10 protein-coding genes are annotated in these 12484 nt (G+C 49.6%); 5 read left to right on the plus strand and 5 right to left on the minus strand.

Annotated features, from left to right (window positions below):
- Nucleotides 1-124: 124 nt before the first annotated feature.
- A complete protein-coding gene (locus tag TW77_RS23750) occupies nucleotides 125-724 on the minus strand; it encodes a hypothetical protein (protein WP_046007453.1) in 600 nt (199 codons plus the stop codon).
- A gap of 246 nt (nucleotides 725-970) precedes the next feature.
- On the opposite strand from TW77_RS23750, the gene TW77_RS23755 reads away from it, so the two are divergent.
- From TW77_RS23755 to TW77_RS23775, 5 genes are all read left to right on the plus strand, one after another.
- Nucleotides 971-2044, plus strand: a complete 1074-nt coding sequence (locus tag TW77_RS23755) for an SGNH/GDSL hydrolase family protein (RefSeq protein ID WP_046007454.1) — start codon at nucleotides 971-973, stop codon at nucleotides 2042-2044.
- A 98-nt stretch (nucleotides 2045-2142) separates the two neighbouring features.
- Nucleotides 2143-2583 carry a carboxymuconolactone decarboxylase family protein gene (locus TW77_RS23760; RefSeq protein ID WP_046007455.1) on the plus strand — a complete coding sequence of 147 codons (441 nt, stop codon included), beginning with the start codon at nucleotides 2143-2145 and terminating at the stop codon, nucleotides 2581-2583.
- A complete protein-coding gene (locus TW77_RS23765; protein ID WP_046007456.1) occupies nucleotides 2576-3313 on the plus strand; it encodes an AraC family transcriptional regulator in 738 nt (245 codons plus the stop codon). Before TW77_RS23760 ends, TW77_RS23765 begins: the two co-directional genes overlap by 8 nt.
- Nucleotides 3314-3414: 101 nt before the next feature.
- Complete coding sequence (locus TW77_RS23770; RefSeq protein ID WP_275041943.1) at nucleotides 3415-4689, plus strand: hemolysin family protein; 1275 nt, start codon at nucleotides 3415-3417, stop codon at nucleotides 4687-4689.
- 213 nt (nucleotides 4690-4902) lie between these two features.
- Nucleotides 4903-7191 (plus strand): ATP-binding protein, encoded by a 2289-nt coding sequence (locus tag TW77_RS23775; RefSeq protein WP_156158757.1) that lies wholly within the window; start codon nucleotides 4903-4905, stop codon nucleotides 7189-7191.
- 40 nt (nucleotides 7192-7231) lie between these two features.
- Here the strand turns inward: TW77_RS23775 and TW77_RS23780 are convergent, their stop codons facing one another.
- The 4 genes from TW77_RS23780 to TW77_RS23795 form a co-directional block, all read right to left on the minus strand.
- Entirely contained in the window at nucleotides 7232-7699 is a 468-nt protein-coding gene (locus tag TW77_RS23780) for a 2TM domain-containing protein (RefSeq protein WP_046007458.1), read from the minus strand.
- Nucleotides 7700-8028: 329 nt separating this feature from the next.
- Nucleotides 8029-9273: a sensor histidine kinase gene (locus TW77_RS23785; protein ID WP_046007459.1), complete on the minus strand. Its 1245-nt coding sequence runs from the start codon at nucleotides 9271-9273 to the stop codon at nucleotides 8029-8031.
- Nucleotides 9266-11680, minus strand: coding sequence for an ATP-binding protein (locus TW77_RS24550; protein ID WP_052713343.1), 2415 nt, complete (start codon nucleotides 11678-11680; stop codon nucleotides 9266-9268). Before TW77_RS24550 ends, TW77_RS23785 begins: the two co-directional genes overlap by 8 nt.
- 126 nt (nucleotides 11681-11806) lie before the next feature.
- Nucleotides 11807-12253, minus strand: coding sequence for a GNAT family N-acetyltransferase (locus TW77_RS23795; RefSeq protein WP_046007460.1), 447 nt, complete (start codon nucleotides 12251-12253; stop codon nucleotides 11807-11809).
- Between the last annotated feature and the right edge of the window lie 231 nt (nucleotides 12254-12484).

Here is a 12484-nt window from a genome sequence, read left to right on the forward strand (position 1 = left end):
CATATTTGCTCCGTCAAATTGAGCAGGTATTAAGTGAAATTGGTATTATTTCCCCTGACTTGCCGAACATGCGGTAAAAGTCAGAGTCGTTTCAGTCAATCCACTAAGATTAAGCAGATTGACGCTATTTCTGTTTGTCTGTTGTGCTTGCCTGGGAAGAGGCTTCACGCCAGGAAAACTCGCCATAAAAGGTGGTGCAATTCATTGTCGCCTGCTTAGCATCTGCGAGATAGAGTTGGTTGGTATCGGACTGTGGGTAGGTAAAGTAGTCGCTACACTGAGCGCTCTGACCTGGGCCTATCACGACCTGGCTACCAGCTTTGAGTGTGCAACGTACCAGCATGTCCAGTGGTGAATATTTGGGGCAAATATTGAGCTCCGTCCGGTACTGTGCAACCAGGCCTGTTGGTTTTTCCAGTGACCACCATTTGCCGAACTTAGAGCCTTCGTAGGTGCTGTTCCAGGCGCGCCAGATAGTAAAGTCACGGGTGACCTTATAGCTGCGGGCATTACAAAGTCCACCCTGGCCACTGGCAGCAACCACGTCTTCGGGCAGGCTCTGGACAGGAAGCACTTCCAGGTCCGGGTGTTCAACAACTGTTATCGGGCAACTTGATGTTGCATTGACCTGCGCGGGCGGTGCTGAAGGCGGAGTCTGACTACAGCCGGCGAGTGCGGCTAAGAAGGCGGTAATGACACAGCGAGCCGGGATAAGTTTAATCATTTTATTAATCTTTTTGTTAATTTTTAATCACTATATTGTGTTTTAACTCAGATTAAAAGATGGGGATTTGGTTACACCTCATTATTTTGTTTGAGAATAAACACAGCGGTGTATCAGTTTGTGTGAAAACTCATCTGGGCTGGCCATGTTGGTAGCCGGACTGGTTTAGAAAATTTCAATTTGGCTGGCTTGTAGAGTTATCGATTAAACACTAGGTTTACTTTTTTAACAAAAAAGGAACTGGTTATGTGTCGCTTAATACTTATCTTACTGGGGCTGACCATCAGCCTCAGTGTTTTTGCCACGGTTTTACCTGCTACGCACCACGCGCTGGTCTATGAGGGCCGGGTACATAAAAACTATCAACAAGGCAGCGTGGAGTTTAACTGGCCCGGAACGGCTATTCACACCCAGCTGGTGGGAAAGTCTATTGCCATCAGCCTGCAAGGTTATGGCGACCAATTTGATGTGCTGGTCGATGGTCAGTTACATCGCAAGATTGTGACCGCGTCGACGGGCGAGGCCGAGCGTTTTGTGTTATTCGAACAGGCGGAGCCGGGCAGTGTGCTTATCGAAGTGGTCAAACGCTGGGAGCATTATCAGTCACGCAGCAAGCTGCTGCATGTGGAGGTTGATGGGCGGTTAGAAGGGGTGTGGGAAACGCAACCTCATATTCTGTTTATTGGCGACTCAATTAGTGCAGGATTTGGCAGTGAGTCGACCAAACGTCAATGTGACTGGCAGGAAATTGTCGACTCCAGCAACGCCAGACTGGCGTTTCCGTATATAGCGGCACAACACTTGGACAGTACATTTACTCAGGTGTCTTATTCCGGACTGGGCTTGATCCGTAACTGGAATGGCAACCAGGCGCACCATACCTTAGTGGATTATGTTGACCAACTTTCGGCGCTGTACGGGGATAACCTGGCCTATCAGGAGCGCTTTCCTCAGCTTATTGTACTTGAGTTTGGCACCAATGATTTTAGTACGGATCCACAACCTCACGAACCCTGGCAAAGCATAGAAGAAGTAAAGCTGGCCTGGGAAGAGGCCATGGTTGAGTTTGTTCGTTCATTGCGCAGTCGCTACCCCGATGTGGCCATTGTGGTCATGCCTCGCCCGGCGTATCCCTATGATTTTATTATTCCTGCCACCGATACGGCGTTGCGTCAGCTTGCCAGCGAGGGCATAGATGAGGTGTATGCCAACACTTTTGTATCGCCGCTGGAAGGCTGCATCTGGCACCCAACTGCACAGGAGCATCAGCATATAGCCAGCGAGCTGGTGGCATTTATTAAACAGCATAACCTGCTTTAACTGGCGGGCTTTTGGGGTGCAAAAGTCGTTTTTCTTCAATTCTGAGGGGGCGGTTGCCGGTAGTCTGGTGGTCATTCACTAGATAACAGGAAATGACCATGAAAAGAGCCAATTATTTACAATGCGCCCCAAAGCTAATGCAACACCTATTCGCTCAGGAGCAGTTACTGAATGAAGAAGTCACTCGCAATCTGGATATTAAACTCTGGGAGCTGGTTAAGCTCAGAGCGTCTCAGCTAAACCAGTGTGGCTATTGTATTGCCATGCACAGCCGTCAGGCGATGGAACTGGGCGAATGCCCCAAGCGGATCATTGCACTCAACGCCTGGCGCGACATGTCGGGCTTTACCACTAAGGAGCGATTAGCGCTGGCTTTGTGCGAGCAATTGACAAACGCCCAGCCGATTGAGGATACTTTGTATACGCAGTTGTCTGACGTATTCAGTGATGATGCCCTGGTGACCTTAACGGTAGCCATCAATGCCATCAATGCCTGGAACCGCGTTGTTAAAATGTTTAAACCTGAACCAGATGCTTAGTGAGTTAACTTTACAGCGCCATCAACCGGATGGCCATACAGGACGATATGTGCAGGCCGTATGGTTTGCACGTGCTGCGCAAGCGGGTACTCGCTGGTTGCCCTGCGATGGTGCCCAGGGGATCATGTTTGTGCTCAAAGGCGAGCTGACACTGGATGGACAAAAGATAGCCACACCTTTTCATATTCAGGCCCCTGCAAAACAGTCTGTAGAGCTAAGTTATAGTGCCGGCGCTGAGTTTGCCGGGATCCGACTGTTCCCGGCAAGGTTTAAAGCATTACGCGAGGCCGTCTCCCCCTTGCTGTCGCCTTCTGGATTGTCTGCACTGGTAGAGCTGCTCAGGCAAGCGCCCAAAATCAGTACGCTTGAGCAGTGGCTCGAGGAGTTTTCTGCTTTAGCGCCCGATCCTAGTTACGAGTTGCAACACACGTATCAGCTGATCAATAAACTGATGCAGTTAAACCCCCTTGAAGATGCTTATCGCACTGTACCACTGTGTATGCGCCAGTTAGAGCGCCAGGTCAAAGCGCAGTCAGAGCTGACGCCCAAATACCTGGCTCGTATTTATCGGATCCGCAATGCACAACAGCAACTCAGGGATAACCCTTTGACAAACCTCGCACAATTGGCGCTGGCCTGCGGCTTTTCCGATCAGGCGCACCTCACCCGGGAGTTTAAACAGATTTTGAGGATCACGCCGGGTAAATATGTCCGTCAATTATTTGCCTGAATAGCAATTTTTCTGTTGCCAGCAACACGGATTGGGCGTATATATCGCGCTCGAATTCTATTTTACCGTCAGGTGTGTAATTGGACCTTCTATGGGTTTTTTTGCTCATTGTTATGAGCGCTGTGTTTGCTTTGTGCGAAATCTCACTGGCTGCTGCACGTAAAGTTAAATTGCAAAGCAGGTTGGAGCTTGGCGATCTTCGCGCCAAAAAAGTGATGTATTTGCAGGCCAACGCACACCAGTTTTTTGCCGCCGTTCAGGTTGTGCTGAACGCGCTGGCCATTGTTGCTGGTATGATTGGCGAGTCGGTATTCACGCCCTACCTCTATCAGGCATCACAAGTAGTTACCGGGCTGTTTGTTGCCGATGTAAGCCAGTACCATGCGGTTTTGCTGCAAGTTTCTACCGTGCTGTCGTTTTTACTGATCACCGCACTGTTTGTGTTGTTTGCCGATTTGCTGCCCAAGCGGGTTGCTATGGTGATCCCCGAATCAATCGCAATGCGCTTTATCAGCCTGATGCTGGCAAGTGTCTGGTTGTTTAAACCTGTGATCTGGTTGTTTAACCTGATGGCAGATGTGATTATCCGTGCATTTAAATTACCCAATCAGCGCGATGAGTTGATCACCCGGGACGACCTGTTTGCGGTGGTTGACCAAAGTGCGGAGCAGGGCGAGCTGGGGGCACATGAGCACAATATTATCGGCAATGTGCTGGATTTAGATCAGACCAGCATTACCCAGGCGATGATCAATCGCGATGCCGTTGAGTGGCTGAATATCCATGACGATGAAAAAGCGCTGGCTAAACAAATTCAAAGCCGCAGTTTTCAGCAGTATTTACTCTGTGACGCTAGCCTGGATCAGGTGATCGCGGCCGTGGAGGCTAAGCAGCTGTTAAGCAATCTGATTGCTGGCCGCCCCCTGCTTGATGCCCAGCAGGAGGCTTTTTTACGGCCGGTTATCCTGCTCGATACGCTGAGCTTGTCGGATGCACTAAACGCGCTAAAAGCACATCCTTGCAATACAGCGGTGGTGATCAACGAGTTTGCCACTGTCGTGGGCATGGTGACTTTGTCCAGCATCTTGAACTTTATTGCGCTCAAAGACAGCGAAGCGATAGAGGCTCAGTTTCGGCAAAAAGATACCTCGCGCTGGCTGGTTCAGGGCGATATGTCGATGAAAGACTTTCAGTTGTCGGTGGTCGAGCATGAGTTTATGCCCGTTGACTCAATAGAGACACTGGCGGGATATTTGATCCATCACTGCCGACACTTTCCGCATCAGGGCGAAACGATAGAAATTGAGGGCTTTACCTTTAAGGTGACGGAGATACAGGGCCTGGCCATCAAGCAAATTGAAGTGAGCCGCAGTTAAATTGTGCGCGGATGCCAATCGCGATTGGCATCCGCGATTGGCATCCGCGATTGGCATCCGCAAACCTCAAGTACACCCCTGCTCTCAAGACGCACCCAGCGTCAAATCAAAGCGCCAGGCAGCGTAGCAGTCGGGCACTGTCACTCGCTTTACAAGCCTGCATCTGTCTTCTAGAGTTTTGAATAACCGTTAATTTTAGCGGAGCCGGTAGATGTGACCTGGCTCCTAATCGAGTCGTCAGTGCAATTATCAACGCCTTCTTTATTGCTTATGGCCGGTGCCGGGGTGGTTGCCTCTGCGCTGGCTTTGGTGTTTTTGTGGCTGGCCAACCGAGACGTTAAAGCAACGCTGTACTGGGCACTGTCGCCAATCTGCCTGGGGCTCAGCATGATCCTGTTTGGCGTACAAAACGAGCTGCCACTGGGTGTACGCTATCTGTTGCCCAATTTGTTCGGCCAGGCCGCTTTAATTCTGGTGCTGATTGGTTGCTACCATGCCTGTGAACAAGCCGTACCGCTGCGCCAAATTGTGTGCTATTACGGGGCTTTTTTACTCATCCATTGTATTTTTACTTATGTCGTTTCAAATTACGCGTCGCGGCTCATCTTAGGGATGATCACGCTCACCATCACCTCCGGCTGGATCTGGACTTGTCTGTACCGCTTTGGTCGGCCCCGTTATTCCGTGTCGCTGGTTCTGATCAGCCTGAGTCTGGGGTTTCTCAGCTTTTTTGCCTTAGGTAAGGCGTTTGATGTTTTGTCAGACCCGGCGGTCAGCAGTCTTCAGCAAGATCACACGTTAAAGGCGCAGTTATTTGTGGTTTCCCTGTTTATGAGTCAGCTGGTGTTTAATTTTGCCTTTGCGATTATGACCGGGGAATATCGTAATGCCAAAAACCGTGAAATTCAGCAGCAGTTGATAGAATCGAATCAGGCACTGCAACAGGAAAAGCAGGGCGCCGAGCAGCACTCCAAAATGAAGTCAGAGTTTTTGGCCAATATGAGCCATGAGATCCGCACACCTATCAATGGTGTGATTGGGTGCTTGAATTTATTGCTTAGTCACGATCTCGAAGCACAGCAAAAGCAATACGCCAAACTGGCAGATGCCAGCGCCCATTCGTTATTGGGTGTCATCAATGACATTCTGGATTTTTCTAAAATTGAGTCGGGCAAGCTGGAGATAAGCCCGGACTCGGTTGATCTCTATGAGCTGGTGGATTCGGTGGCCAAGTCGTTTGCTATCGCGTTGGACCAAAAGCAGCTCACATTACTGGTAGATTGCCACGCTCTGAAACATCGTTTTGTTCGCCTGGATCCGATCAGAACTCGCCAGATCCTCACCAACTTACTGAGTAACGCCGTTAAGTTCACCGACTCCGGCACGCTTCAGCTTAATTTGGCCTGTGATGAAGTTGCTGTATCTGCCTCTCGCGAGGCCATTACCATATTGCAGTGTGATGTCATTGATTCGGGGATTGGCATTCCACCAGAGGCCAGGCACAAGCTGTTTAGTTCATTCAGTCAATGCGATGCGTCGACAACCCGAAAATATGGCGGCACCGGCTTGGGGCTCGCCATTGCCAAACAGCTGTGCAAGCTGATGCACGGGGACATTGAGTTAATTGATAGCGAAGAGCCCGGTGCCCATTTTCGCTTTCATTTTCAGGTCGAAGCACAAAAAGGTGGGCTGTGGGGCAGGGATATAGCGCCAAGTGATGCCCGAATTGCGGTGTTATCACAGCACCCCAGGCTGACACAAGTATTGTGCCAGCAGCTTGAAGCGTTGGGATGTGAGGCTCAGGTGCTGATGTTACCGTTGGCAAGGGAAATAAGCCACGATGTGTTGGTTTTGGATATGACCGAGCCTGCGTATCAGGAGAAACAGCTCGAAGCGCTCAGGGCCTTATCGGGGAGTCGAAAAATACTCGCTATTTGTAATATGCAATGTGAGATACAGCGTGAAACGGTATTTGCTCAGCATCAGATCACTGTGGTTTACCCGCCGGTGACGGCAAAAGATCTGGTGCAAATGTTTTCAGAGCAATGCGGCTCTAAGCTGCCAGAGCCTGCAAAAACTGAGTCGCCTTTACGGGGCGTACGTGTGTTACTGGCAGAAGATAACCCAATTAATCAGGTGGTTGCCAGTAAAATGCTGGCAGCCTGGGAAGTGGAGGTACAACTGGCCGAGTCGGGAAAACAAGCCGTAGACATGCTTAAGGCAATGCCGGAGCATGCCTTGCCCGATTTGGTCCTGATGGACTGCCAGATGCCTGTGATGGATGGTTATGAAGCAACCCGGCATATTCGCAGCAGCCCCGAGCTGGAGGCCTGTCGCGACCTGCCCATTATCGCGCTGACTGCCAATGCCATGCAGGGAGAGCGCACAACCTGTCTGGCCTGCGGTATGAGTGGCTATGTCAGCAAGCCCATTCCGGCCGAGGTGTTACAAGCTGAAATGCTCAAAATGCTGGTGGACAAAGCCGCGGGCCAAACGCAATAGACGCTAGGCGTAGCGGCGAAAGTACTCTGTTTGTCTCTGTTCAGAGTTTTCTGCCCAGACGTTTCTCAATTTGGCGTTTCTCCCACTTTGCACCAAACAAGTCAAAGACTTCAAAGGCGCTCACCCAGTGGCTGAACAATCCGATCCCCCAGCCGAGTGCAGGCCACCAGGCCCAGATGTAACCTGGACTAGTGAAAAAGTTGATAGCAAAAAGTATCAAATTCACCAGGATATAGGTGGTTAAATGAGAGTAAAAATCTTTAATTGCGCGTACTTGTTCTATGACACGCTGCTCTTGTTGTGTGATTGATCCCTGTGACATGCTATCCGGCTCCTCTTTAAGACTTGCAATGCTAGTTTCAAAAACAGCAGCTAACGACTTTAATGATTCCAGACTGGGGTCCTGACCTCGCTCAATGCGCTGAATAGTGCGAATACTTAAGCCGCTACATTCAGCCAACTGTTCCTGAGACCATCCTCGTTGTAATCTGAGCTTCCTGATTATCATTTTTATATCCTATCTGCTGTGCTGTTATTTGTTTTATGCATGTCTTTGCTAAAAGTGTACGTCACCACCCCGACACAGGTATGACAAAGTATATATTTCAGCAAGTTAAGTTACTTGAAGAACACTTAATTCTGGCGGGCAGAGCCGTGACCGAAAGCCTTAACAGTGTAATATTATTCAATCGAACAAGTAAATGCACTGAAGTTTAAGTACTTCGGCTGTGGAACATATGGTTAGGTACCATTTTGTCAGAATAAGGATGGTCGACCATTTCCTGGTCGCACCAACACATATGTCAGATAACAAAGTACGTCAATCACTGGAGCGTATTAAGCATTTGCTTGGTTACTTAGCTCTTTAGGCAACACTATCGTAAACAGCGTGCCTTCACCGGGCTGGCTGGACAATGCGATACTGCCATTTAAACGGCTCTCTACCAGTTTTTTTACTATGTACAGGCCAAGGCCACTGCCGCCCGCGCCAACGCGGGTTGTGTAGTACTTATCGAATACTTTACTGGTTTGCTCACACGAAATGCCTTTGCCATTGTCTTTAATGTTCAGCGTGATTTTATCATCCTGATGATCGACCTGAATATCTATGGTGCCTGCTGTTTGTTCTTCAAAGGCGTGGATCAGCGCGTTATTGATCAGGTTAATTAATACCTGAGATAAAGCGCCGGTATCCGACACTATGTGCAAGGCTTGTGGGCAGTGAATGGAAACTGTGTGTGGGGTACGTTTTAATTTAGGGGTTAAAACATACTGGATATTGTGCAAATAGTCGTGCAAGTTACACTCTGAGATGGTGCCACTGAATTCGCCGACCACGATGTTCTTAAAGCTGTCTATCAGGTGCATCACATTATCCATGCTGGAGAGCACAATCTCACAACTTTGGGCGGTGTTATCAATAAAGGTTTGCAGATCCTGTTTTGCCAATGTTTGCTTTTGCACCTGCTGGGCAAGTTCTTGCTGCTTTTCATTCAGGTGTGACACCGCGGTGCGCACCACACTCAAGGGGGTACCCAGCTCATGGGTTAGCTCACCAACCAGCTCGCCAATGTGGCTAAAGTGTTGTGAGGTTTCCAGTTGCTGCTCTTTGAGTTTAGAGAGTTTTTCCAGCTCCAGTGTTTTGTCTCTGAGAGTGGAGATCAGCTCGTCGCGCAAATTAATCAGGGCTTGCAGTTGCAGGTGGGTAGATACCCGGGCCAGCAATTCTTCCTGACGGATGGGTTTTGTAACGTAATCGACCGCGCCCACGCTAAAGGCTTCTACAATGTCGCTTAATTCGCTTTTGCCGGTCACAAAAATCACCGGAACCTCTTTAACTTTACCCAAGGATTTGAGCCGTCGGCAGGTTTCAAAGCCGTCTATGCCGGGCATCATCACATCAAGTAAGATCAGGTGCGGCAGAAAAATGGTGGCAATGTTTATGGCTTCTTTGCCCGATGTGGCAAAGGCCACCTCGTAGCCTTCCGGCTCTAAAAAGTTAGTCAGCAATTCAAGGTTTTCAGCCTTGTCATCAACAATTAAAATTCTGCAATTGTTCAGTGAAACCGGATCGTCATCCATCTTGCACCTCGTCGAGCGCTGCAATAAAGCCTGTCATGTCAAACCTACTTATAAATTTAGCCAAGTATTGGGTAAGCTGCCTGTTATTTGGCTGCTGAGCGTCAATTTCTTTCAGGGTTTGCTTAATGCGTGAGCTGTTGTTCACCTGAGCAAAGCGTATTAATTGTGCTTTTTGCTCGGCGGGCAGGGAATAGTCGGCCAATATCAGTTCAGCAGTGGGCTCATCGCCCGATACTTTGGCGCCTTCCAGTTCGGTATGCTCAAAATGGTCGGGGAAAAACGACAGCAGGGAGTCAAAGATCTGCGCTATGGTGTAGGGCTTGCCAATAAACTGGTCAAAGCCAATGCTCAGGTAATGTTGTACCTCGTGGTGCAGGCTGAATGCCGAAATGGCCACACACTTTAGCTCCGACAGGCCAAGCTCTTTACGAATAATCACAACGGCTTCATCGCCGCGCATAACGGGCATAAGTAAATCCAAAAACACAATGTCAAAGCTGTTTTGCTGGATCACCTCAATGGCCTGTTTGCCATCTTCTGCGTAGTCTACCTCGATACCACATGCGGCCAGTGTCTGGCCCAATATTTCCCGGTTATAGGCAACATCGTCAACGCATAGTGCGCGCAGTTGCTTGTCGCTGCGTACTTTCAGCTGTTGTAATGTCTGGCGCTGATTGCTGCTTGCCTCAACCTCGGCTGCGGGCAGTGGCAAAGTAAAACAAAAAGTGCTGCCTTTGCCAGGCTCCGACTGCACATCCAGCTTGCCGCCCATCATTTCAACTTGCTTGGATGAAATGCACAAACCCAGCCCGGTGCCGCCTTTTTCGACCCCGGCGCTGCCCTGGGTAAAGCTGTTAAACAGATTTTCGAGATCTTCCGGCAAAATTCCGGGCCCGGTGTCTTGCACCTCAAAGCGGTGTAAGCCAGCGGAGGGCTGCGAATAGCTCAGTGTAATGGTGCCCTTGTCTGTAAACTTCACCGCATTGCCAAGTAAATTGATCAGCACCTGACGCAGTTTGCCCTGATCGCCATGCACCCCGGTTGGCGCTTTGAGCGCACTGTTTAATTGCCAGGTAAGTTGCTTTTGCTCGCACTTGAGTTTGAACATACTGCCCAGGTCTTCAAGCAGTCCATTGAGCTCAAAGTCGACCGGGTTCAATTTACTTGAACCGGCCTCAATTTTTGAAATATCCAGCACATCATTGATGATATCCAGCAGGTGATTTCCGGCTCGGATAATTTTATTCATGGTGGTTTTGTGGCCTGAGTTCAAACCGCTGTCGCGCTCCAGCAGTTGGGCAAAGCCAAGTACAGCATTCAGCGGCGTGCGTATTTCGTGGCTCATATTCGATAAAAACATGCTTTTGGCCAGGTTGGCTTGCTCGGCCCGCTCTCTGGCGGCCTGTAGCTCCGAGGTGCGCTCTGCAACCTGGCTTTCGAGTGCAATATTGTTATTACTGAGCCGCTCCTGTAGCTGAGTATTGCGCCAGGCAATGCCTAAGTTATGGGCCAGGTTTAACAGCAGTTGCGCCTCTTGTTCTTCTATTGGGTTGGCGTAACAGGCAATTGCAAAAACCGGGGTGCCACCGCTTTTATCGCCCAGAAAAAGCATGGCGTAGTTATCCAGCACCACACTGCGCTCTGCGTGGGCACGCTCGTGCGCGTTATACTGGGCTATAAATTGTGTCTGGATGGGGGCCGGGATATCTAAACTAACCGCCTCTTGTGGCAGAATTTGCTCAAAGGTCTCGCTGTTGCGCTCAAGTGAGACGATAAAAACGTTCATAGGCGCCGGTTCAAACTGCTGACTTAACGGCAGTGTTTCTGTCAGGCTCTGAAACACCCTAAGTTCAAATTCAACCAGTTCTGAGTCGCTCAGCAAAGCGTTGGTACAGGTGATGATTTTGTCTAACCCGGACTGCACTTGCTGGGTTTTATCCAAATGCTGGTAGGTGCGCAGCGCAACCAGTACCGAGGCTTTAAGTTTACTGCTGGTCAGCTCCGTTTTGGTTTTGTAGTCGTTAACATCGTATTCCCGGGTAATGTCGGACTCCGGCGCCATACCCGGCTGGCCGGTGCGTAATATGATCCGTACCTTATGATTTTGCGCTTGTTCACGCACGTATTTTGCAAAGTCCAGACCTGCTTCGGCTGTTTCCATGACAACATCAAGCAAAATCAGCGCAATGTCGTCGTGTTCAGCAAGTACTTGTTGTGCCTGAGTGCCGCTGTAGGCATTCAAAAAGGTCACGCCGCGACCATCCAGCTCCATTTGTTCCAGTACCAACCTTGAAATTTGGTGGATGTCTTCTTCATCATCAACCAACAGAATTTTCCAGGGGGGCAGAGTGGGTGACTCATCGGGCTCATCATCAGAGCCAAACAGGAGCGCGTCATCGTCGAACATAGTGCATCTCACTTCACGTACTGAACTTACAGTGTAGTGAATGATCAATAAAAACGACTACTGATTGGCGCATTTATCAGGGCAGGGGCACCCTGAATGCAAGTGTTTGAAGGATTATAAAAGTAGCTAGGGCAGCGAGGCTTCCATAGGCTGATAAATCAGACCGCCAGACTCGGCGACCTCTCCGGCCAGTTCAAAGCCATACTTTTGATAAGCCCCCACCGATGGCAGCGAAGCCGATACGGTTACGCTCTGCTCCGTGGCCAGTTCAAACGCGGCATTAATAAGCGCTTTGCCAACCCCCTGATGTTGCTGAGCAGGAGTAACAAACAGCATGGCAATATGACGACCCGCCTTTAGCTCAAGCATACCAACAGGCTGGCCGGCTATTTCAGCCACCAATATCTGGTTATCCTCAGCCAGCCGCGCCGCAATCGCAGCAGGAGCGGCAATTGCCTTAAAAGTATTCCGACCTGCCGCTGGTAAGGTATTTGCCAGGGCACCATCAAATGACGCCATACAAATCTGGCTGAGGGTATCTAAATCCTTTTGTTTTGCGGGTCTTACGTGCATGTTATTCCTTGTTTTTACGTGGTGGAGTTTATCGGTGCAATGATGGTTTGTTTGGTAAGTGGTGCTCAGTGTGCTTGCGTGAATGACCTGAACCTGAGGTGTATTTTAACACCTCTAATCAGGTGGTCAGGTTTGGTATGGCACTACAGGGTCACTTTTCACCTAGTTTTAGAACGGCATTGTTGATTCATCCATGAAGAGCCAACCTGTTCGGCCATCCAGGGCCTGTTT

Origin of the sequence: Pseudoalteromonas rubra (assembly GCF_000967655.1) — a bacterium.
GTDB lineage: Bacteria > Pseudomonadota > Gammaproteobacteria > Enterobacterales > Alteromonadaceae > Pseudoalteromonas > Pseudoalteromonas rubra_A.